Source organism: Catenulispora sp. GP43 (genome assembly GCF_041260665.1).
Lineage (GTDB): Bacteria > Actinomycetota > Actinomycetes > Streptomycetales > Catenulisporaceae > Catenulispora.
On record NZ_JBGCCT010000003.1, the window covers coordinates 391959 to 413114 of the forward strand.

At 71.0% G+C, this 21156-nt stretch carries 24 protein-coding genes, 2 tRNA genes and 1 other RNA gene; 14 read left to right on the forward strand and 13 right to left on the reverse strand.

The window, feature by feature from the left end; all coding sequences use genetic code 11:
* The first annotated feature begins 5 nt into the window (after nt 1-5).
* Both ABH926_RS09030 and ABH926_RS09035 read left to right on the forward strand, forming a co-directional pair.
* Nucleotides 6-1508 (forward strand): hypothetical protein, encoded by a 1503-nt coding sequence (locus tag ABH926_RS09030; RefSeq protein ID WP_370364942.1) that lies wholly within the window; start codon nt 6-8, stop codon nt 1506-1508.
* Nucleotides 1509-1634: 126 nt separating this feature from the next.
* A complete protein-coding gene (locus ABH926_RS09035) occupies nt 1635-2132 on the forward strand; it encodes an FBP domain-containing protein (protein WP_370364944.1) in 498 nt (165 codons plus the stop codon).
* A gap of 33 nt (nt 2133-2165) precedes the next feature.
* Here the strand turns inward: ABH926_RS09035 and ABH926_RS09040 are convergent, their stop codons facing one another.
* Both ABH926_RS09040 and ABH926_RS09045 read right to left on the reverse strand, forming a co-directional pair.
* On the reverse strand, nt 2166-2651 hold the full coding sequence (locus tag ABH926_RS09040) for an N-acetyltransferase family protein (RefSeq protein ID WP_370364945.1): 486 nt from the start codon (nt 2649-2651) through the stop codon (nt 2166-2168).
* Between the two features lie 151 nt (nt 2652-2802).
* Nucleotides 2803-2887, reverse strand: a tRNA-Ser gene (locus tag ABH926_RS09045).
* 52 nt (nt 2888-2939) lie between these two features.
* Here ABH926_RS09045 and ffs point away from each other — a divergent pair.
* The 9 genes from ffs (at nt 2940) to ABH926_RS09090 (ending at nt 11541) form a co-directional block, all read left to right on the forward strand.
* An RNA gene (gene ffs / locus ABH926_RS09050) (signal recognition particle sRNA small type) lies at nt 2940-3036 on the forward strand.
* A gap of 35 nt (nt 3037-3071) precedes the next feature.
* Nucleotides 3072-5525 carry a DNA polymerase III subunit gamma and tau gene (locus ABH926_RS09055; RefSeq protein WP_370364946.1) on the forward strand — a complete coding sequence of 818 codons (2454 nt, stop codon included), beginning with the start codon at nt 3072-3074 and terminating at the stop codon, nt 5523-5525.
* Nucleotides 5526-5734: 209 nt separating this feature from the next.
* Complete coding sequence (locus ABH926_RS09060; RefSeq protein WP_370365193.1) at nt 5735-6079, forward strand: YbaB/EbfC family nucleoid-associated protein; 345 nt, start codon at nt 5735-5737, stop codon at nt 6077-6079.
* A gap of 19 nt (nt 6080-6098) precedes the next feature.
* On the forward strand, nt 6099-6698 hold the full coding sequence (gene recR, locus ABH926_RS09065) for a recombination mediator RecR (protein ID WP_370364947.1): 600 nt from the start codon (nt 6099-6101) through the stop codon (nt 6696-6698).
* Nucleotides 6691-7227 (forward strand): DUF5063 domain-containing protein, encoded by a 537-nt coding sequence (locus tag ABH926_RS09070; RefSeq protein WP_370340986.1) that lies wholly within the window; start codon nt 6691-6693, stop codon nt 7225-7227. The genes recR and ABH926_RS09070 overlap by 8 nt, the downstream gene beginning before the upstream one ends.
* Before the next feature lie 191 nt (nt 7228-7418).
* Nucleotides 7419-8687 carry an aspartate kinase gene (locus ABH926_RS09075; RefSeq protein ID WP_370364948.1) on the forward strand — a complete coding sequence of 423 codons (1269 nt, stop codon included), beginning with the start codon at nt 7419-7421 and terminating at the stop codon, nt 8685-8687.
* Complete coding sequence (locus ABH926_RS09080) at nt 8684-9745, forward strand: aspartate-semialdehyde dehydrogenase (RefSeq protein WP_370364949.1); 1062 nt, start codon at nt 8684-8686, stop codon at nt 9743-9745. The genes ABH926_RS09075 and ABH926_RS09080 overlap by 4 nt, the downstream gene beginning before the upstream one ends.
* A 153-nt stretch (nt 9746-9898) precedes the next feature.
* The gene (locus tag ABH926_RS09085; RefSeq protein ID WP_370364950.1) at nt 9899-10414 is read left to right on the forward strand and encodes a SigE family RNA polymerase sigma factor; all 516 of its coding nucleotides are present in this window, start codon (nt 9899-9901) and stop codon (nt 10412-10414) included.
* Nucleotides 10411-11541: a hypothetical protein gene (locus ABH926_RS09090; RefSeq protein WP_370364951.1), complete on the forward strand. Its 1131-nt coding sequence runs from the start codon at nt 10411-10413 to the stop codon at nt 11539-11541. The genes ABH926_RS09085 and ABH926_RS09090 overlap by 4 nt, the downstream gene beginning before the upstream one ends.
* Here the strand turns inward: ABH926_RS09090 and ABH926_RS09095 are convergent.
* Genes ABH926_RS09095 through ABH926_RS09110 form a run of 4 tightly spaced genes read right to left on the reverse strand, consistent with a single transcriptional unit; the run spans nt 11523 to nt 13511 of the window.
* Complete coding sequence (locus tag ABH926_RS09095; protein ID WP_370364952.1) at nt 11523-11936, reverse strand: YchJ family protein; 414 nt, start codon at nt 11934-11936, stop codon at nt 11523-11525. The two genes, ABH926_RS09090 and ABH926_RS09095, sit on opposite strands and share 19 nt — an antisense overlap.
* Nucleotides 11926-12150 carry a DUF2277 domain-containing protein gene (locus ABH926_RS09100; RefSeq protein ID WP_370364953.1) on the reverse strand — a complete coding sequence of 75 codons (225 nt, stop codon included), beginning with the start codon at nt 12148-12150 and terminating at the stop codon, nt 11926-11928. The genes ABH926_RS09095 and ABH926_RS09100 overlap by 11 nt, the downstream gene beginning before the upstream one ends.
* Before the next feature lie 9 nt (nt 12151-12159).
* A complete protein-coding gene (locus ABH926_RS09105; RefSeq protein WP_370364954.1) occupies nt 12160-13155 on the reverse strand; it encodes a M56 family metallopeptidase in 996 nt (331 codons plus the stop codon).
* The gene (locus ABH926_RS09110; protein ID WP_370364955.1) at nt 13152-13511 is read right to left on the reverse strand and encodes a BlaI/MecI/CopY family transcriptional regulator; all 360 of its coding nucleotides are present in this window, start codon (nt 13509-13511) and stop codon (nt 13152-13154) included. The genes ABH926_RS09105 and ABH926_RS09110 overlap by 4 nt, the downstream gene beginning before the upstream one ends.
* Before the next feature lie 164 nt (nt 13512-13675).
* On the opposite strand from ABH926_RS09110, the gene ABH926_RS09115 reads away from it, so the two are divergent.
* A complete protein-coding gene (locus tag ABH926_RS09115) occupies nt 13676-14380 on the forward strand; it encodes a phosphatase PAP2 family protein (protein WP_370364956.1) in 705 nt (234 codons plus the stop codon).
* Between the two features lie 20 nt (nt 14381-14400).
* Here ABH926_RS09115 and ABH926_RS09120 read toward each other — a convergent pair whose 3' ends face one another.
* Both ABH926_RS09120 and ABH926_RS09125 read right to left on the reverse strand, forming a co-directional pair.
* Nucleotides 14401-15180 carry an MBL fold metallo-hydrolase gene (locus ABH926_RS09120; RefSeq protein WP_370364957.1) on the reverse strand — a complete coding sequence of 260 codons (780 nt, stop codon included), beginning with the start codon at nt 15178-15180 and terminating at the stop codon, nt 14401-14403.
* A gap of 124 nt (nt 15181-15304) precedes the next feature.
* Nucleotides 15305-15757, reverse strand: a complete 453-nt coding sequence (locus ABH926_RS09125) for a GatB/YqeY domain-containing protein (RefSeq protein ID WP_370340998.1) — start codon at nt 15755-15757, stop codon at nt 15305-15307.
* A gap of 86 nt (nt 15758-15843) precedes the next feature.
* On the opposite strand from ABH926_RS09125, the gene ABH926_RS09130 reads away from it, so the two are divergent.
* Both ABH926_RS09130 and ABH926_RS09135 read left to right on the forward strand, forming a co-directional pair.
* A complete protein-coding gene (locus ABH926_RS09130) occupies nt 15844-16830 on the forward strand; it encodes a metallophosphoesterase (RefSeq protein ID WP_370364958.1) in 987 nt (328 codons plus the stop codon).
* 80 nt (nt 16831-16910) lie between these two features.
* Nucleotides 16911-16984 (forward strand) — tRNA-Pro (locus ABH926_RS09135).
* Nucleotides 16985-17062: 78 nt separating this feature from the next.
* Here the strand turns inward: ABH926_RS09135 and ABH926_RS09140 are convergent.
* The 5 genes from ABH926_RS09140 to ABH926_RS09160 all read right to left on the reverse strand — a co-directional run bounded on the left by ABH926_RS09140 (nt 17063) and on the right by ABH926_RS09160 (nt 21040).
* A complete protein-coding gene (locus tag ABH926_RS09140; protein ID WP_370364959.1) occupies nt 17063-17788 on the reverse strand; it encodes an NDP-sugar synthase in 726 nt (241 codons plus the stop codon).
* Complete coding sequence (locus tag ABH926_RS09145; protein ID WP_370364960.1) at nt 17785-18498, reverse strand: hypothetical protein; 714 nt, start codon at nt 18496-18498, stop codon at nt 17785-17787. The genes ABH926_RS09140 and ABH926_RS09145 overlap by 4 nt, the downstream gene beginning before the upstream one ends.
* A complete protein-coding gene (locus tag ABH926_RS09150; protein WP_370364961.1) occupies nt 18495-19904 on the reverse strand; it encodes a hypothetical protein in 1410 nt (469 codons plus the stop codon). The genes ABH926_RS09145 and ABH926_RS09150 overlap by 4 nt, the downstream gene beginning before the upstream one ends.
* Before the next feature lie 114 nt (nt 19905-20018).
* Nucleotides 20019-20387: a hypothetical protein gene (locus ABH926_RS09155; RefSeq protein ID WP_370364962.1), complete on the reverse strand. Its 369-nt coding sequence runs from the start codon at nt 20385-20387 to the stop codon at nt 20019-20021.
* Nucleotides 20384-21040 carry an HD family hydrolase gene (locus tag ABH926_RS09160; protein WP_370364963.1) on the reverse strand — a complete coding sequence of 219 codons (657 nt, stop codon included), beginning with the start codon at nt 21038-21040 and terminating at the stop codon, nt 20384-20386. The genes ABH926_RS09155 and ABH926_RS09160 overlap by 4 nt, the downstream gene beginning before the upstream one ends.
* Nucleotides 21041-21156: the final 116 nt, after the last annotated feature.

The following is a 21156-nucleotide window of genomic DNA, read 5'->3' on the forward strand; positions in this document are numbered from 1 at the left end:
CTGACATGAGCATCGAAGACAACGAAACCGCCGCCGTGCGCGGTCTGCTCGGCACGGCCTTCGCCGCGCCCGAGCCGCCGTTGCGCGACCTCGCGAGCGGGTCCATCGCCCGCGGGGACTCCGCACGGCGCCGGAACCGGATGATCGCCGCGGGCGGGGCCACGCTCAGTGTGGTGGCCGTGCTCGGGACGTTCGCCCTGGTGACCGGGGCGGGCCCGGCCGGGCACAGGACGCCGAACCCGGTGAACCCGGCCACGTCCACGGCGATCACCGCGAGCCCGACCGGGAATCTGGCCTTCGGGCCGCAGCCGGCCGGCGTCGACAAGACCGTGGACGTCAAGGTGCACGTGGCCGCGCTGTTGCAGCCGCTGTTGCCGTCCGGGATCACGGCCGGGCAGGTGCCCCCGGGCGGTCTGCCCGGCGAGGGCCCGACCACCGCCTTCCTGACCGGGCCGTCCGGGACCAACCAGGTGGAGATGTGGGTCGGGACGGCGCCTGCCGACGACGCCCAGGTCCGCCAGGCCACGTGCTCGGGCGGTACCTGCACGACCCGGAGCGTCGAGGGCGGGACGGTCTACTTGGACGACCACAGCACCACCGCGGCGGACTATGTGCGTGGCGCCGGCCTGAAGACGGACGTCCTCAAGGCCGGCACGGACAAGACCGTCGTGCTCAGAACACTGTCGATGGTCTTCGTCCCGACGGACCGCAGCAAGTACGCGTTCAGCTTCACGCAGTCGACCCACACCGCGAAGGTCCAGTACGCGGACCACGAGCCGTCGGACTACATGACCGGGGGTGAATGGCCGCCTCAGGACTTCAGCACCATCTCGGCCAACGATCCGTCGGGACTGCTGATGACGCCCGACGACTACGCCGCGATGCTCGGCAAGCCGGGCCTGGACAAGCTGGAGTACCTGCTCGACCCCCGGACCGCGGTCTCGCAGGAGACGAAGAACCGGTTCGCGAGCACTGAAGCGCAGATCGCTGCCGCTGCACAGGCCGCGCTTCCCACCGGGGTGAAGGCCAGTGTCGACACCGGAATGATGCAGACGCAGCTGATGGTGACCGGGCCGACCGGCAAGAACCAGCTGCGCTGGTCGGTGGACAACCAGACCGCGCAGAGCCGGCAGCAGTGGCTGGGCTGGTGCCCGCCGAACGTGACCTGCACGAAGCGGACGGTTCCCGGCGGGACGCTGCTGGTCTGGGCCGAGAAGCCGATGGACAGCAAGGGGACCATCCTGGACCAGACGCCGTCCTCCTACGAGTACTGGCTCTTCCCCGACGACTTCAGCAAGCCGTCGGTCACCATGACGCTGGCGACGTCCGCGGACCAGACCGGTCTGCCCGGCAAGTCGGAACCCGATCCCGGGAACACCTACTCGGTGACCGATGGTCCGTACGCGCCGGTCCAGGTGAGCGCGGACCAGTTCCTGGCGGTGGCCCAGAGCGGTCAGCTGGCGACGGCCATCACCACGACGACCTCGCTTTTGAAGACCCTCGGCTAGGTTCCCGAGGTTCTCACCGCATATCCCAGTGCCCGGGCCCTCGTATGGTCCGGGCACTTTTCCGCGGGTGAGACGACGGCGAATCCGCTTTGCCGTTCCGAGCCCCGGCATGGTCAGCTCGATCTCATGCATCCGGTCACCGAAGACGCCATCCGAGCCAGCTTCGCCAACTGCTCCCAGGGCGAGGCCAAGCGCATCCCGATGCCCCGCGACCTGGCCGAGACCCCGTGGTCCGACCTCGACTTCCTCGGCTGGCGCGATCTCGGTGCGCAGGACCGCGCCTACCTGGTGACGCCGCGCGGCGACGGGCTGACCGGGGTCATGCTCCGCAGCGCCACGACCCGCAAGGGCTTCCTGCGCCGCAACCTGTGCTCGCTGTGCCTGACCACCCACCCCCGCGGCGGCGTGTCGCTCATGACCGGCCGCAAGGCCGGGGACGCCGGCCGCCAGGGCAACTCCGTGGGGCTCTACCTGTGTTCGGACCTCGCGTGCTCGCTGTATATCCGCGGCACGAAGTCTCCCGGCGCCGCGGGCGAACGGATGGAGGAGACGCTGAAGGTGGAGGAACAGGTGGGGCGGATGGCCGGCAAGCTCGAGGATTTTCTGGTGCGGCTCGGGGTGTAAGGCACCTGGGTCACTCGAAAGTGTGAAGTGCGCTCAGCACCCGCACTCTGCCCGCAACAACACGCCCGCGCCGCAGTCGAAGGCCACACCCTGCAGCACCGGAGCCCGCCGCACTTCCACGAAGCCCAGCGCCAGGTGCAGATCGACCGAGGCGGGATTGGCCGCCGACACGAAGCACCAGACCTCCGGCGCGCGTTGACTGACACCGACCCAGGCCATCCGCCACCGGGTCAGCGCGTCTCCGACCCCGCGCCGCCGCCACGGTCGCGCGACCGACACGCCCATCAAGTAGTAGCCGCCGGGCGCCCCGTCGTCCGGATGCGGTGCGAGATGAATCACATTCGCGTACCCGGCGATCTCCCCGCCGACCCGCGCGACGACGACCGCGTTCCGCTCACCGCGAAGCGTCCTCGCGATCCGGCCGGCCCAGTCCGAAACCGTGCCGCCACGCGCCCTGACCTGCAACGCGGCGAGATGATCGAGGTCTTCCTCGCGGGCTTGGGCCAGCGTGACCGCCACCGCGGGCTCCCGATCCGCCGGCGAGGGCAGGTACTCCGCGAACGGTGACACCGCTTCCGACATGGCCGCTTCCTCCGACGGGAGAGCCGGGGCCAACGACGAAGGCCCGGACCTGCGGTCCGGGCCTTCGTGCGCCCGAGCTGGGCGAAAGCGGAGGATACGAGATTTGAACTCGTGAGGGGTTGCCCCCAACACGCTTTCCAAGCGTGCGCCCTAGGCCACTAGGCGAATCCTCCGCCGAGAAGCATACCCGACTCTCGGGATGGTCCTCACTCCTATATGCTTGTCCCCGGACTCCCATGCGGCGTCACCACACTCAACTCCCCCAGGGCTTGACGGCAGCAAGGGTCGGTGTGCTCTGGCGGGTGCATGGGAGTTCTTTTTTGTCCCGGTGTCGGTGTCAGCAGATACCTTTGCTACGTGTCTCTCGCGCTCTATCGCCGCTATCGGCCCGACACCTTCGAGGAGGTCGTCGGCCAGGAGCACGTGACTCTGCCCTTGCAGCAGGCCCTCCGGAACGGTCGGATCAACCATGCCTACCTGTTCAGCGGGCCGCGAGGGTGCGGCAAGACCACCAGTGCGCGGATCCTGGCGCGCTGTCTGAACTGCGAGCAGGGGCCCACGCCGACGCCGTGCGGGACCTGCCGGTCGTGTGTGGAGCTGGCCAACGGCGGGTCGGGGTCGATCGACGTGATCGAGATCGACGCGGCCTCGCACGGCGGTGTCGACGACGCGCGCGATCTGCGGGAGCGGGCGTTCTTCGCGCCGGCCGCGTCCCGGTTCAAGATCTACATCATCGACGAGGCGCACATGGTGACCTCGGCCGGCTTCAACGCGCTGCTGAAGGTGGTGGAGGAGCCGCCGCCGCACCTGAAGTTCATCTTCGCCACGACTGAGCCGGAGAAGGTGATCGGGACCATCCGGTCGCGGACCCACCACTACCCGTTCCGGCTGATCGCGCCGGGTGCGCTGCGCGAGCACCTGACCGACATCACCGCGCGCGAGGGCATCAAGGTCGAGCCGGAGGTGCTGCCGCTGGTGGTGCGGGCCGGCGCCGGCTCGGCGCGGGACGCGATGTCGGTGCTGGACCAGCTGCTGGCCGGGGCCGACGAGACCGGCGTCACCTACGCGATGGCCACCGGCCTGCTCGGCTACACCGACGCCGCGCTGCTGGACCGGCTGGTCGAGGCCTTCGCCGGGCACGACGGCGCCGCCGTGTTCGGCCTGGTCGACCAGGTGGTCGAGAGCGGCCACGACCCCCGGCGGTTCCTGGCCGACCTGCTGGAGCGCTTCCGCGACCTGGTGGTCCTGAACGCGGTGACCGATCCCGTGGCCGCCCGGGCGCTCATCGACGTGCCCGACGACCAGTTCGAGCGGATGGCGGCCCAGGCCCGGGCCTTCGGCGCCGCTGAGCTGTCGCGCGCGGCCGACTTGGTGAACACCGGCCTGACCGAGATGCGCGGGGCCACCGCCCCCCGCCTGCTGCTGGAGCTGGTGTGCGCCCGGGTGATGCTGCCCGGTGCCGACGACGCCGAGCAGGGCCTGGTCGCCCGCGTGGACCGGCTGGAGCGCCGCGGTGTGGTGATGGGTGCCGCCGCCCCCGCGCCGATGGCGCCGATGGGCGGCGGGCCCAGGGTGGTGGAGGACGAGTTCGACGAGCCGCCGGCGCGGCCGCCCAGCGGTGGCGGGGCCGGCGGTGCGACGGGTCCCACGGGGCCCACAGGTCCGGCGGGTGCCGGTCCGGCCTCGCACGGCGCGGCGGCTGCGGCCGGCGGTGCCGCTCACGGCCAGCAGTCGGCGGCCGACGGCGGTGCCCGGCAGGGCGTGTCCGCACCGGCGCCGGGGGCAGCCGGCGGCGGCCTCGGAACGCCGCCGTGGGAGCAGGGCGGCGGTCAGCAGGCCGTAGCGAACAGCGGCGGTGGCCAGCAAGGCGCTTCCGCATCAGCGCAGGCAGCCGGCGGCAGCCTGGGCACGCCTCCGTGGGAGCAGGGCAGCGCTGCGCCGTCGAGCGCATCGGAGTCGGCGACCGGGCCGACTGGGGCAACCGGGGCGACCGACGGCGGGTACGCCGCCACGGGCGCCGAGGGGCGCGGAACCGCAGGTCAGCAGGTACCCGCCGCGGACGACGCGCCGTCCTGGGCCGCCGAGTCCGCACCGGCGCCCGCCGCGCCCGAGCCGAGTGCGCCGCCGCAGGCCGCTCCTGCGCCGCAGCCGCAGTCCCAGCCGCAGCAGCAGTCGGGCGGCGCGCCCGCCGGCGTCGACATCCGCCGCATGTGGCCGGACCTGGTCGAGGAGGTCAAGCGCCGGGACGGCCGGGTGAGCTGGATGCTCGTGAGCCAGAACGCGCAGGTCCTCGGTGTGGACGGCGACCGCTTGCAGGTCGCCTTCGTGAACGCCGGCGCGCGCGACCGCTTTGTCAGCCGCGGCACCTCCGACACGCTGCGCCAGGCTGTGCGTGACCTGTTCGGCTTCCAGTGGCAGGTCGACGCGATCGTGGATCCGTCGCAGAATCCCGGCGCGCACGTGAGCCCGGGTGTCTCCATGACCCCGCCGCCTCCGGCGCAGATGCCTCCGCCGCCGAGCTCGTACCAGCCCCCGCAGGCTCAAGCCGAGGCTCAACCTTCGCCGCCGCCGCAGCGCGAGCCCGAGCCGCCGCGCGCGGCCCCGGCGCCGCCACAGCAGGCACAGCAGCCACCGGCTCCGTCCCCGGCCCCCTCGTCGCCGCCTCCGCCGCCGATCCCTGCGGTCCCGGCGGTGCGGCCCGAGGACGACGTCGTCTCGGACGACGACGAGGTCCTGGCCGAGGACAACGCCTCAGCCCACGAACTCGTCGTCCGGGAGCTCGGCGGGCAGCGGCTGGACGGCGAGGACTGACCGGTGCCGCCCGGGCCGGCCCGCGCTGAAGCCCGCGCCAGCGGCGGAACCGGGGCTGCCCAGGCCGTTCCCGACCGGGACACGCGGTATTGGCCGCCTTGGTCCCGGAGCGCGTATGGTCGAGTACGACTTCACATAGCGGCGGAACAGTGGCAGGAACAGGAGCACGCACAGTGGCTTTCCCCGATGCGACCGGGCCCGGTGGCGGGATGCCCGACTTCGGCGGCATGGACCTGCAGGGCATGCTCGGCCAGGCCATGCAGATGCAGCAGCGCATGGTCGAGGCACAGCAGGAGCTGGAGAACACGATCGTGTCCGGCAGCGCCGGCGGCGGCCTGGTGACCGCGAAGGTGACCGGCACCGGGGACCTGGTGGGCCTGGACATCAAGCCCGAGGCCGCCGACCCGGAGGACACCGAGACCCTGGCCGACCTGGTGATCGCCGCGGTGCGCGACGCGCGCGCGGCCGCCGACAAGCTGGCCTCGGACAAGATGGGCCCGCTGGCCGGCGGAGGGATGCCGGACCTGGGCAGCCTCGGCAACCTGTTCGGCTGACGCGGTCGGGGATTTCGCCATGTACGAGGGTGTGGTCCAGGACCTGATCGACGAGCTCGGCCACCTGCCCAACATCGGGCCCAAGTCCGCCCAGCGCATCGCCTTCCACCTGCTGCAGGCCGATCCGGCCGAGGTCCGCAGGCTGGCCGAGGTGCTGATCCGGGCCAAGGAGCAGGTGCGGTTCTGTGCGATCTGCTTCAACGTCGCCGAGCAGCAGGAGTGCAAGATCTGCCGGGACCCCCGGCGCGACCCGGGCAGCCTGTGCGTGGTGGAGGAGTCCAAGGACGTCGTCGCCATCGAGAAGACCCGGGAATTCCGGGGCCGGTACCACGTGCTGGGCGGCGCCATCTCGCCGATCGACGGCGTGGGCCCGGACGACCTGCGGGTCAAGGAACTGCTCAAACGGCTGGCCGACGGTGTGATCACCGAAGTGATCCTGGCCACCGACCCGAACCTGGAGGGGGAGGCCACCGCCACGTACCTGGCGCGGCTCATCAAGCCCCTCGGGCTGCGGGTGACCCGGCTGGCATCAGGCCTGCCGGTGGGCGGGGATCTGGAATACGCCGACGAGGTCACCCTCGGCCGGGCGTTCGAGGGGAGAAGACAGCTCGATGTCTGAACCGATGACCTCCGACGACTTGTCGGACTTCGCGATCGAGATCCACGACCAGGTCACCTCCTTCCTGCTCTCGGTGCGCGCGGTGGCCCGCGGCGACGCCCCGGACAGCAGCGTGCCGATCCTGCTGCTGGAGACCTCGCAGCTGCTGCTGGCCGGCGGGCGCCTGGGCGCGATCCGGGACGTGGTGCCCGACGAGCGCTTCGAGACCGACGCCGGTCCCGACCCGGACCTGGACGAGCTGCGGGACAAGCTGAACGCGCTGCTCAAGCCGGTGAACACCTACAAGGAGGTGTTCGACCCGCTGGCGCCCAAGTCCGAGATCGAGACCCGCCGGATCTCCGACGACCTGGCCCTGGTCTGCGCCGACCTGGCGCACGGCCTGGCGCACTACAAGGCCGAGCGGGTCACCGAGGCGCTGTGGTGGTGGCAGTTCTCCTACCTGTCCAGCTGGGGCCCGGCGGCCTCGGCGGTACAGCGGGCGCTGCTGTCGGTGGTGGCCCGGTCCCGGCTCGGGGCGACCACCGGCTGAGCCGGCCGCTCCCGGTTCCCGAGACGATTCCGCGGCCGGCCGCCTGACCTGCGTCGGCGGCCGGCCGGGTCCGGTCCCACATGGTGAAAGCTCAGGGACGTCTCAGCGGTCCCGATTAGACTCGAAGGCGGCGGGCCGCCTGCGGGCGGCCCTTTGTACCGCACACCGCCTCATCTCCAGGGAGACACCGCGTGGGCCTCATCGTCCAGAAGTACGGGGGCAGCTCCGTTGCCGACGCCGAGAGCATCAAGCGTGTCGCCAAACGGATCATGGAGACGCGCCGGGCCGGCCACGAGGTGTGCGTCGTGGTGTCCGCCATGGGCGACACCACCGACGAGCTGATCGACCTGGCCAAGCAGGTCTCGCCGATACTGGAGGGCCGCGAGTACGACATGCTGCTCACCGCCGGCGAGCGCATCTCGATGTCGCTGGTGGCGATGGCCATCAACTCCATGGGCGGCGACGCGCGCAGCTTCACCGGCTCGCAGGCCGGCGTGATCACCGACCAGTCCTTCAACAAGGCCCGCATCACCTCGGTGACCCCGGGCCGGCTGCGCACGGCGCTGGACGAGGGCGCGATCACCATCGTGGCCGGTTTCCAGGGCGTCTCGGAGACCACGAAGGACATCACCACGCTGGGCCGCGGCGGCTCGGACACCACCGCGGTGGCGCTGGCCGCCGCGCTGGGCGCCGACGTCTGCGAGATCTACACCGACGTGGACGGCGTGTTCTCCGCCGACCCGCGCCTGGTCCCCAAGGCCCGCAAGCTGAACCGCGTCGCCTACGAGGAGATGCTGGAGCTCGCCGCGTCCGGCGCGAAGATCCTGCACCTGCGCAGCGTGGAGTACGCGCGCCGATTCGACGTCCCGATCCATGTCCGCTCCTCGTTCTCGCAGCACGAGGGCACCTGGGTCGCCGCAAGAGAAGAAGGAGAGACGGTGGAGCAAGCCATCATCGCCGGGGTCGCCCACGACACCAGCGAGGCGAAGGTCACGGTGGTCGGCGTACCCGACAAGCCCGGCGTGGCCGCCCAGATCTTCCGCACCATCGCCGACGCCGAGCTGAACATCGACATGGTGGTGCAGAACATCTCGGCCGCCGCGACCGGCCGCACCGACATCTCCTTCACGCTGCCGGTCGCCGACGGCCGCAAGGCGATCACCGCGCTGCAGAAGGTGCAGCCGGCGATCGCGTTCGAATCGCTGTTGTTCGACGACCAGATCGCCAAGGTGTCGCTGGTCGGCGCGGGCATGAAGTCGCACCCCGGGGTGACCGCGGTGTTCTTCGAGGCCCTGTCCAACGTCGGCGTGAACGCCGAGATGATCTCGACCTCGGAGATCCGCATCTCCGTGGTCTGCCGCGCCGACGTCGTCAAGGACGCCGTCGCCGCGCTGCACACCGCCTTCGGCCTGGACGCCGACGGCGACGAAGCCGTGGTTTACGGAGGCACCGGCCGATGAGTGTGAAGAAGCCCACCCTGGCGGTCGTGGGGGCGACCGGAGCGGTCGGCACCGTGATGCTCGACCTGCTGTCCACCCGCGAGGACGTCTGGGGCGAGATCCGCCTGATCGCCTCGCCGCGCAGCGCCGGCCGCAAGCTGACCTGCCGCGGCGAGCAGCTGGAGGTCGTGGCGCTGTCCGAGGAGGCCTTCGAGGGCATCGACGTGGCGATGTTCGACGTGCCCGACGAGGTCTCGGCGCAGTGGGCGCCGATCGCCGCGGCCAAGGGCGCGGTGGCCGTGGACAACTCCGGCGCGTTCCGGATGGACCCGCAGGTGCCGCTGGTGGTGCCGGAGGTGAACGCCTCCGCGGCGCGCAACCGGCCCAAGGGCATCATCGCCAACCCGAACTGCACCACGCTGTCGATGATCGTGGTGCTCGGCGCGCTGCACCAGCGCTACGGCCTGGCCTCGGTGGTGGCCGCCTCCTACCAGGCGGCCTCCGGCGCCGGCCAGCCCGGCATCGACACGCTGCGCGCCCAGATGGAGAAGGTGTCCGGCACCAACCTCGGCACCCACCCCGGCGACCTGCGCGGCGTGGTCGGCGACCTGGGCCCGTTCCCGGCGCCGCTGGCGCTGAACGTGGTGCCGTGGGCCGGCTCGCTGAAGGAGGACGGCTGGTCCTCCGAGGAGCTGAAGATCCGCAACGAGTCGCGCAAGATCCTGGGCCTGCCGGACCTGCGGGTGTCGGCGACCTGTGTGCGCGTCCCGGTGGTCACCACGCACTCGGTCTCCGTGCACGCCAGCTTCGAGGACGAGGTCACGGTGGCCGGCGCGCACGAGATACTGCGGGCCGCGCCCGGCGTCGTCGTGCTCGACGACCCGGCGGCCGGAGAGTTCCCGACCCCGGCGGACGTGGTCGGCACCGACCCGACCTGGGTGGGGCGCATCCGGCGCACGCTGGACGACCCGAAGTCGCTGGAGCTGTTCGTCTGCGGCGACAACCTGCGCAAGGGCGCCGCGCTGAACACCGCGCAGATCGCCGAGGTGGTGGCCGCGGAGCTGTCCGGAAGGGTCTAAGGGTTCTTATTGCCCGGTCAATTCGGGTAGGAATAAAGGCATGTGCCTGTCAGAACACCCCCGTAGGCGGTACAACTCTACGGGGGTGTTCCGTGTCTAACGTTTGTGACCGCTGGAGTTCTGACGTCTCTGTTGCCCACGGGTGGGGCAGCGGTGACGTCTGACCGAGAAGCCGGCGACGTCACCGTCGACCTGCTCACGCAGACGTACCGCGACCATTACGGCTCCCTGCTGAAGCTGGCCGCCCTCCTGCTGGACGACCTGGCCTCCTGCGAGGACGTGGTGCAGGAGGCGTTCATCCGGGTGCACAGCGCGCGCACGCGGGTGCGGGACTCGGACAAGGTGCTGGCCTACCTGCGCCAGACCGTGGTGAACCTCTCGCGCTCGGCGCTGCGCCGCCGGCTGATCGGCATGCGCCTGGCGCCCAAGCCGATGCCGGACATGGCCAGCGCCGAGGAGGGCGCCTACGAACTGCTGGAGAAGGACGCCCTGATCCAGGCCCTGCGGGGCATCCAGCGGCGCCAGCGCGAGGTGCTGGTGCTCCGCTATTTCTCGGACCTGACCGAGGCGCAGGTCGCTGATCTGCTCGGGATCTCGATCGGGTCGGTCAAGGCTTATGGTTCTCGGGGCATCGAGGCCCTTCGGGTACGGATGGAGGCGTTCCGGTGAGCGCGCCACACGAGGACGACATGGCGTCGCAGCCGCCGGACGGGGATTCCGGGTGGTCGCAGGACGACTTCGACGAGGTCGGCAGCGCCCTGCGCGAGCGTTTCCAGCAGGCGGTCTCGGGCCTGGAGCCGGGACCCGGGACGCTGGAGTACCTGCGGCGCGCGGTTCCGGTGCGGCGCCGCCGGCGGCACGCGGCGCTGGCCGCGACGGCCGTGTCGGTGTTCGCGGTGAGCGCCGGGGCGACGCTCGCCGCCCGCGGCTCCTTCGAATCCGGATCCTCCCAGGCCGGCGGCACCGCTGTCGGCAATCCGTTGAGCACCGCGGTGAACGACGCGCCGGGCGGCGGTTCCGGCCACGGTCCGGCCACCCCCGGCGGCCCGGAGCGGACCACCGACGGCGCGGTCGGCAGCCAGGCGCCGTCCTCGCCGGCCTCGGCGCCGGGCAGCGCGAAGTCACCGCAGTCCGCGACCGCGCCCTCGGCCACGGTGACCGGAAGTCCGTTGGCCCCGCTGTGTCAGAACTCTTCGGTGACCGCGCTGGTCGCCACCCAGAACGGCACGACCGCGGGGGTCACCTATGAGACCTTCGAGGGCACCGCGAAGGCGGCCTGCGCCCTGCAGGGATTGCCGGGTCTGACTGTGACCGGGTCAGGCGGTACGTCGGTGAGGATCCCGGTCCTGGCGGCGGATCCGAACGCCGCGCCGCTGCTGCCGATCGTCCCGGCCGGCCAGGCGCTGGTGCTGCAGCCCGGCGAGCGGTTCGAGTTCCAGCTCGCCTGGGTCCCCTGGACCTGTCCGACGAATCCTCCGCCGACGGTCCCGCCGACGTCCGCGCCGTCCCAGAACGGCAGTCCGACGACCACCGCGACGTCCGCCGGACCGACGCCGAGCGGCCCGAGTTCGCCGCCGTCGAGCCAGCCGACGCCGTCCGGGCCGCCGTCGTCGTCCGCGCCGGGCTCGTCGGCCTACTCGGTGGTCTACTCGGTGTCCGGGTCGCAGCCGGCGCAGAGCGTGGGTTTCCGGGCCGAGTGCGGGGCCGCGGTCTACGTCACGAACTACTTCGCGGCGTCGGGGCAGAAGCAGGTGGGGCAGGCGACGTCGGCTTCCCCCTACACAGCGGTCAGGTAGACCCAGTTCCCGTTCTCGCGGACGAAGGAACTGTTCTCCCGCATGGAGCCGGCGCGGCCGGATTCCGTGTAGTGCGCGATGAATTCGACGGTGCCGTCGGTGTGGAACGCCGTGCCGCCGGTGGTGCCGAGGATCTCCAGGCCGGTCCAGCGGAGCTTCGGCTCGAAGTCGAGGGTCGTGGGGCGTGTTGAGGGGTGGTGTGTCTTCAACAAGTACGCGCCGTCCTGTACAGCGAAGGCGCTATAGCGGGAGCGCATGAGCTGTTCCGCTGTCGCGGCGGTTGCTTGTCCGGAGTGCAGTGCGGCACAGCAGTCGGCGTATGGCTTCCCGGTCCCACAGGGACATGCAGAGGGAATCGCTTTAGCGTTTCCGCCCCGGCGTTCTTTACGCGGCACTAGGCACCTGCTTACGGACTTCGAGATGGTCCAGGAGTTCCTGGGTCGCCGCCGCGATGGCGTCCACGGCCTGCTCGAAGGCCTCGGTGTTGGCCTTGCTCGGCGCGCGGAAACCGCTGATCTTGCGGACGTACTGGAGCGCTGCGGCGCGGACGTCCTCGGCGGTGGGGTCGGCCACATAGGGCTCGCGGAGGGTCTTGATGCTTCGGCACATGACTTCAGGCTAATCCCGCGAGCTGACGAGATGCGGGTGCTCCAGGCTTTGCCGGTGCTCCAGGCTTTGCTGGTGCGTGACATGCCAGGCGTCGCGCGCGGTGTCGAAGAAGTTCTCGGTCTCCCGGGCGGAGTCGATCGAGGCCCATACGGTCACCGCTATAGCGATTCCCACCAGTACGGCGAGTGCGCGACGGCGCGGAGGGGGCGGCGCCATCAGCGCGCGGACGCGTTTGCCCACATGCGCCTGCGCCATCGCCGGGACGGTGCGGGGGAGGTTCGACAGGGCGGCCCGGCCGAGCGCCCGGGCCAGGATCTCGCGATCGCCGACCTCGATCGCGGCGTCCTCGTCGGCCCACCGCTCGGTGGCCTCGGTGACCGCGTCCGGCAGCCGCCACAGCAACGGGTTCGCGACCGCGGCGAGGTTGGTCAGGAGCAGGTAGAGGTGGTGCCGGCGGCGCAGGTGGGCCTGCTCGTGGGCGAACATCGCGCGGCGCTGGTCCTCGTCGAGGGTGCGCAGCAGCGAGTCGGTGGCGACGATGCGGGTCGGGATCGCGGCGTGGCCGGGCAGCGACGGGATCCCCGGTACGGCGAAGGCCTGGGCGCGGGGGTCCTCGATCACCGCGATGCTCGCCGGGTGGGCCGAGAAGGCCTTGGCCAGGCGGTAGGTGCGCGCGGATTCGCGCCACAGGCGGATGCCGCCGCGGATCGCGAAGGGGAGCAGGCCCAGGAGCGCGGCGCCCGCGGCGGCGCCGGCCAGCGGGCTCACCGGGCCGTGCATGAGGACCGCGTCGGACAGCCGGCCCTCGGCGGCGAACTCCGGGACCCGCAGCAGGACGACGCCGGCCAGCAGGGCCAGCGAGGCGAGCGAGGTGAGGGCAGTGACCAGCGCCGCCGCGGTGAGCAGGACGGTGGCCACGGCCGGCGGCAGGCGGCGGCCCAGGGCCGGGCCCGCGGCGCCCAGTACGAGCGCGGCCAGCAGCGGGAGGTACACGTTGACGTTCACGGCGAGTCACCCAGCAGCTCGCGGATCATCGCCGCGTCGTCGGGGGAGATCTCGCCGAGGAACTTCGACAGCACGGCCGGGCGGTCGCTGCTGCCCTCCAGCGCGGCGCGCATGGCCTCGGCCGCGAGGTCGGCCTGCTCCACGACCGGCGTGTAGGCGTAGGCCTTCCCCTCGCGCACGCGGGTGAGCATCTTCTTCTCGTGCAGGCGGTCCAGGATCGTCTTCACCGTGGTGTAGGCCAGACCGCCGCCCACCTGCTCCTGGACCGCGGCCGGGGTCAGCGGGCGGCCCGCCGCCCACAGCGCGGCCAGCACTTCCTGCTCCAGCGCTCCGGAGGGTCTGCGTCCGGTGGCCATCAGGGGGTCTCCTCACAGGTCCGGGTCCGCGGGCGCGGTGTCGTCCGCATCGATGCTACAGCTTGTAGTAGATTGCGGGACGGGAACGCCTCGTTCACCCGGCGTTCACCAGTCTTGCCTGTACAGCCCATGGACCGCATCCCCCGATCGTAGGAGTATCCGCGATGCCGAAGGTACGCCACTGGCTGGCGATCCCGCTGGCCCTGTTCGCCGCGGCCCTGGTGCTGGGGCTGACCGCCGCGCACACCTCGCTGACCCGGAGCACCGAGCTGGGATGGAACTCACACATCCAGCAGCTGCGGACCGGCTGGCTCAACCGCGTGATGCTGGACCTGGCGAACCTCGCCTCGCCGGTCGGGGGACTGGTGATCGCCGTGCTGATCGCGCTGTTCTTCCTGTGGCGGCGCAACCCCGTGCAGGCCACCGCCACCTTCCTGGTGATCGCGGTGGGCTGGAACAGCTCGGAGCTCGCGAAGATCATCGTGGCCCGGCACCGGCCGCCGACGGTCTACTCCCTGGCCCCGGAGACCGGGTCGAACTCGTTCCCGTCGGGGCACACGGCGTTCGCCTTCTCGCTGGCCGTCGCGCTGTGCCTGCTGGCGGCGCGGACCCGCTGGTTCGGGCTCGCGGTGGCGCTGGGCACGGCGTGGACGCTGCTGATCGGCTTCGACCGCCTGTACATCGGCGCGCACTACCCGTTCGACGTGCTGGGCTCGGTCCTGGTCAGCACCGCGGCGATCGTCTTCCTGACCGGTCTGTGGCACGGCTGGATCGCGCCGAACCTGTACCGGGTGCCGCTGCTGGACAGGTTCGGGCCGGTCCCGGGGCCGGTGGCGGCCCCCGAGACCGCTTCGATCACGGGCTACTGACCCCTCAGAACCTCGCCGATTCAGAACCCCGCCGACTCGCCGGGCTTGAGCAGCCGCAGCTTCTCGCTCAGGCCGGCGGCCGCGAACGCCTGCCGGAGCTGCTCGCCGCCCTCGCTGAAGTGCGCCCACTGCTCGAAGTGCAGCGGGACCACGGCGCCGGCCCGCAGGATCCCCGCGGCCTCGGCGGCCTCGGTGCTGGTCAGCGTCAGGTAGGCGTAGTCCAGCAGCGGGGTGCGGGCCCCGCCGGCGAACAGCAGCGCCACGTCGACCGGGGCGTAGCGGTCCGCGATCTCGCGGACCAGGTCCAGCGAGGCGTTGTCGCCGCTGATGTAGACGGTCGGCAGGTCCTCGCCGGTCAGGACGAAGCCGGTGACCTCGCCGACCACCGGCTCGCTGCCGGCCGGGCCATGCAGCGCCGGGACCCCGGTGACCAGGGCGGTGCCGCCGCCGGGGCGGTCGAACTCCTGGCTCACCCAGTTCGGCAGGCCCAGCACCGCGCCGCCCAGGCGCTCCTCGGCCGAGCGGGTGCTCAGGACCAGGCGGGCGGTGTCGACGTAGTCCCGCCCCGCCTCGTCGAGGTTGTCAGGGTGCTGGTCGTGGGACAGCAGCACGACGTCCACGGCGCCGACGTCGTCGGCGGTCAGGGCAGGGCCGGCGGTCTTGGTCAGGACCCGCTCGCCGACCGGGTGCTCGCCGGGCGGGTCGAAGGTCGGATCCACCAGGATCGTGACGCCGCCGTAGTCGAGCAGGGCCGAGGGACCGCCGAGGTAACGGACCGTGAAGGTCTCCGGATTCGCCATGGATCAACATTACGGCCACGCGGGTCGGTGCGGACATGGCAGCGGCGTCGATCGTCGTGCTTTGCGATCGACGCCGCGTCCAACGTGAAGGCCTTGCGGTAGGGAGTGCGGATCCCCCGAGTGCTTACGCCAGCGCGGACTTCACCGCGGCGGCGACCCGGCCGCCCTCGGCGCGTCCGGCGATCTTCGGGTTCAGCGCCTTCATCACCAGGCCCATGCCCTTGGGGCCCTCGGCCCCGGTCTCGGCGATGGCCTGGGCGACCAGCGCGGCCAGCTCCTCGTCGCTGAGCTGCGCGGGCAGGTAGCGGGCCAGGACCTCGCCCTCGGCCTTCTCCCGCGCGGCCTGCTCGGGGCGGCCGCCGTTCTCGAACGCCTCGGCGGCCTCGCGGCGCTTCTTCGCCTCCCGCGTGAGCACCTGGACGACCTCGGCGTCGGACAGTTCGCGCGCCGCCTTGCCGGCCACCTCCTCGGTGCCGATGGCGGTCAGCGCCATCCGCAGGGTGGCGGTCACCAACTCGTCGCGGCCCTTCATGGCGGCGGTGAGGTCGGTGCGGAGCGTTTCCTTGAGCGCGGTCATGATCATCCCTTCTGGCTGCCCCCCAGTCTGTCACCAACTCCCCCGGTCCGGCCGCGAGATTTCGCCCGATGCCGATAATGGGATCCATGCGGAAGCTCGTGACGGTCCCCCTGTCCCTCGTCGGCGCGGCGGCAGCCGGGCTCGCCTATGCGCACAAGGTCGAGCCCAACCTGTTCCGGCTGCGCCGCTACGAGGTCCCGGTGCTCCCGCGCGGGGTGCGGCCGTTCCGGATCCTGCAGGTGTCGGACATCCACATGATCCCGGAGCAGTACCGCAAGGTCCGCTGGCTGCGCTCGCTGGCCGCCCTGGAGCCGGACTTCGTGGTCAACACCGGCGACAACCTGTCGCACCCGGAGGGCATCGGCTCGGTGCTGGACGCCCTGGAGCCGCTGATGGAGCTGCCCGGCGCCTTCGTCATGGGCTCCAACGACTACCTGGCGGCCAAGCCCCTGAACCCGACGAAGTACCTGCGCGGCGGCGACCCGAGCGAGCGCACCCGCGGCAAGGGCCCGACGAACGACTGGCAGAAGCTGCGCGACGGCTTCGGCAAGGCCGGCTGGCTGGACCTGACCAACCGCAGCGACCGCCTCACCCTGCCCGGCGCGGCCGGCCCCGTGGTCGGCCTGGTGGGCGTCGACGACCCGCACATCCGCCGCGACGACTACGCCACCGCCGCCGCGGACCTGGCCGCCGCCGAGGAGGGCACCGCCACCGGCACCCGCGGTGCCTCTCGCGGCGCCTCCGGTACCCACAGCGCCACCCGCGCCCTGCCGGGCACCGACCTGACCATCGGCGTCGTCCACGCCCCCTACCGCCGCGTCCTGGACGCCATGTCCGCCGACGGCCTCCCGCTGATCCTGGCCGGCCACACCCACGGCGGCCAGCTCCGCGTCCCCCTCTACGGCGCCCTGGTGACCAACTGCGACCTCGACCGCCGCCGCGCCTCCGGCCTGTCCGCCTACGGCGACTCGCACCTGCACGTCTCAGCCGGCTGCGGCACCTCGCGGTTCGCCCAGGTGCGCTTCTGCTGCCCCCCGGAGGCCACCCTGCTGACCCTCACGCCCCGATCGTGAGCTTTCGGCGAGGCTCTGACCTGCGCGGATAAGTCGTTTTCGCTTCCGGGCCCCGTTTGGGTAGACTGTCCACGCACGATCGGGGTGTGGCGCAGCTTGGTAGCGCGCTACGTTCGGGACGTAGAGGCCGCAGGTTCAAATCCTGTCACCCCGACTACGCAGGAGCAGGGGCTCGATTCCACTGGGAATCGAGCCCCTGACGCGTTCCGGCTGCGGACCGTCTCCCTCGTGGTCAGGGCGACGCTTTCAGATGCGGCGATGCCGCCGCCGAAGCGATGTCGCTGAGAGTGTCGACAGTGGTCAGTGCCGATCCGACGGTGACCGCGGTCAGCAGCCGGCGGTCGGCGAGGCCGACGAGCACGCTGGCCAGGTCCTGGCCTTCGTCGAGAGAGGCGAAGGCCGCGGGCCCCAGCGCCATCTGGCCGGCATTGATCAGGTGGCCGCTGTCCGGCTTCTCCTGGAAGCGGACGATCACGCCGTCGGTGACGGTCACGACTCCGAACGGGATGCGGTAGCTCGCCACCGCGAGGGCCGAGTCGAACGGCGGGGATGCCGCCTTCACCAGCGCGAACGGGTCGTACCAGGCGTAGCTGTCGCCGAGGACCGCCAGGACCGGGGAGCTGGGCACGAGCCCGGTGCTCTTCCGGTAGAGGCGCAGCTTGTCCGCCGGCTCGCCGGTGCAGTACAGGAGCCTGACGCAGACCGTGTCGCACAGGTCGGCGGCGATCCCCTCGACGTGCGCGGCGACCAGGGGGTCCATGTGGTCGACGACGACTGTGACGTCCCGGACGCCGGCCAGGACGGCGCGGGTGATGTGCCTCGCGACGAGCGTGGCGTTCTGCAGCGGCAGGAACGGTTTGTAGATGGTGCCGCTGAGCGCTTGGAGACGACTGTTCTGGCCCCCGCACAGCAGGACCATGGGCGGGGCGGCCGCGTCGCGGCGCACGAGCGCGGTCAATGGGCCGAGCCCTCGGCCGAGAGGGCCGGCACACTCGGCCGCGGACTCCGGCGGCTTTCGATCACCGCCGCGGCGCTGCGCACGCAAAGGCCGTGCAGGCAGACGGAGATCGGGTCCATGGTGGGCACCAGGCGGACCGGGTCGTGGTGCAGGACGGCCTCGTGGACGTCGTCGATCGGGACCCAGTCCAGACGGGAGTAGGACTCGGTCGAGCCGGGGAACAGGTTTCCGCCCGCCTCGACGGTCACGACGATGGAGAGCATCAGGGTCAGCTCTTCGGGCGGGTCCGCCTCGTCGTCGTGCACGGTGTCCAGGGCGATTCCGCCCGCTGCGGCGTGGCCGCGGATCCGGCCGGCGACCAGGTGTTCGGCGATGCCGAGTTTGCGCGCCATCAGATGCTCGGCGAGGAAGGTCGGATGCGAGGCCATCGAGGGGCCGGTTCCGAACTCGTGGAGCTTCGAGCCGGTCAGGGGACGGATCTCGCCATGCCGGGCGAGGCTGAGATCAATGCCCTCGCTGCGCAGGGCCGCTCGGAGCGTTTCGCGCGGTACTCGCATGGTCGGTGAGCTCAGGACATCAGGGTGACGCCGGCTTGTCGGTGTGGGGGTGCGGACGCCGAACAGCGCGCGACCGGGGTTCTCCGCGTCCAGCAGGACCAACGAGACGACGTGCACCACGTCGGGGTGGTCGGCCAACGGATCCGGATTCACGGTGCCTCCTTCTTGGGGGAGCCGGCGACCGGGGTCGCCACACTGAAGCAGTGCTCGGACAGCCAGGACCGGCGTCGCCGCAGCAGCCGGTTGAGCTCGCGCCGGGGGTCATAGAGCTCATGGAGCGGGACGCGGACCAGCCCTTCGGGATTGCGCTGGAGTACCTGGCGCAGCTCGTCCACCCGGGGGCCGCGGATCAGGTCGACGGTGAAGACCGCGAACCCCAGCTGTCCGTTGCCGTTCTCGTGGTCCACGCACTGGAAGCCGCGCAGTACCAGCCGTTCCGGCGCGACCTCGAGTCCGAGCGTCATGAACAACTCGCGGTTCGCGGCCTCGGCGTAGGCGGCGGTCGGAAGGATGAAGGGATCGGGGCTCCCCGCCGCCAGCCACAGGTCCTCGAAGGCTGTCTCGTCGTCCTCGGCGGCGGGCGAGACGTTCGCCTGGATCGCGGTGGCGATGTCGGTCTCCTGGACGCGGCAGCTGAGCAGGGAGAGTTTGCCGAAGTCGTCGTTGTCCGTGAACGGTGTACGGATCTTGAGCACGAGATCGGTCCCGTGCGGCGACAGGCAGCGGACCACGACCACGGCCACCGGCTTCAGATTCGGCGCGGCCGAGGAACTGCTGCCGTACGGCGTGAGAGCTGAGATGGTGAGGGTGGGGATGCCATCGGAGCCGACGCTGGTGCCGTCGCTGGGGGCGTCGCGGTGGGCTGTGGGTTCGCCGACGGACGTCTCAGATTCCAGCGGCTGGCAGTTGACTTCCCGTTGGCGCAGCGGGCCGGCGCTCGACTTGAGCGTGCCCACGTACCGTGCCAGGTCCGGCGAATCGCCAGTCATGCGGCTGCATAGCGTCGGCGGCGTCGTGAACCCGGGGACCGGGGGGAGTTCGGCGAGAAAGAGCGTGTCCTCGTCGGCGGCACCCGCGTTCAGAACGACGGCGCAGTCCACGAACAGCTCCGACAAGCCCGACACGAAGCTGTGCGAGCCCGCGGGCTGTCCGGAGGCCGGGTCGGTGGGCTTTTCGAGGGCCCGGATGAGGTTCCTCAGTCCCATCAGCCCGACCTGCCAGCGGTTCACCAGACGAGTCCGCGATCGCTGGTCACGGCTGGCGAGCATGATCTCCGCCACCGGTGTGTAGTAGCGCAGCGGCGGCAGGACCGCGGATTCGGTCGGCTCAGCCAGCTCGCGCAGGGCTTCGAGCAGGCCCCGAGGCGCGATACCGATGATGTCCACGCTGCGTGCCCGGAACACGGCTTCGGCCAGCGCCGCCCAGACCTCGGTCGTACACAGGCCGACCTGGTTGAAGCCGGGCGCCGTGGGGGCCGGTGAGCCGGCTTGGTCGACGAAGCCCCCGATGCGCGCGGCCGCCCGCGCGTCCGGGTCGCTGCGCGCGGGTATCCGCCCCAACGTCCCCACCCTCTTCGGTAATCAGGTGCCCGATAATCTGTGGTGTGGTGAATCTGTGGTGTGGTGCTGCGTCGTGCGGCGGCTCGGTTCCCCCTCGCCACACACGGGAGTGCACTAGTTCCGGCGGTAGACGCGGGCGACCGAGTCGACCGCGAGACTCCACTGGTCCATGAGCGCCTCGTCTGTCGTCCCCGGCAGTGCACTCATATGGACCAACCGCAGACAGGACTCCCGGGCCGATGAGTCGGTCAACCGCGCGCTCAGCAGCAGGAGCTTCCTGCGCGATCCGTTGATGTCGCTCTGCAGCAGGCCGGCGAGATCGCGGTCCGACTGCCACAGGTCCAGGATCCGGTCGGCCAGGTCATGTTGCGCCTTCCTGGCGTCCTGACGCCGGGTGAGCCGACCCGACAGGATCGGCGAGCCCAGTCCGACCAGGATCCCGACGAGCACGCTCGCCGCCGCTGTGACGGCTGCCGCCGTCACGGGACGTTCCCGTCGGCGGACTCCGCTGCGGCCGTCGAGAGAAATCCTGATGAGATCGCCGAATCCACCAAGGCACGCGCATGCGCGGCCAGGGGCGGCGAGAAATGCTCGACGCGTTCGATGCGGCTGAGGACTTGAGCTGCCGCCACATGATGTCGGGCCCACGAGGAATGCTCAAGGTTCGCATGGTTGAGTACGACGGGAAGGATGACGTCGACGGCCATGACGAAGCGGGCCTCGGCCGATCGCAGATATTCGTATTCTTCCCACAGATCCATGATCCCGCAGGCGATATCCACCGGCGGCGTCCGAGAAAATTCCCGCATCGCGGACTGTTCCCGGTCCTGGCGGGTCTTCACGGCTGATCCATAGACGAACGTGTCGCCGACAAAGATCTCCGGAATATCGTGGAACAGGGCCAGGGTCACCGCTCGCTCCACGTCGAGCGGTTCGGCGGCGAGATGCTGGAGAACGTAGACCGAGGTTGCGACGTGCCAGGAATGCTCGGCGGTCCGTTCCCGACGGCCGCTCGCCGCGACCGGGCTTTCGCGGCGCACGTCCTTCAATCGATCCAAGAGCATAATCATGCGCATCGACGCCTCATCGGCCTTCGCGGGAATCGATCTCTGGTGACCACCAACCACATCCGCCACGATTGAAGTGTACTGCGTCACTCAGAGTGCTGCGACGCGTATGATGGATTTCGACGGACCGGCATGTGCTGCGCCGCGCTGGCGGAGTCCGGGTGATTGATCCTTCAGGGAAAAGG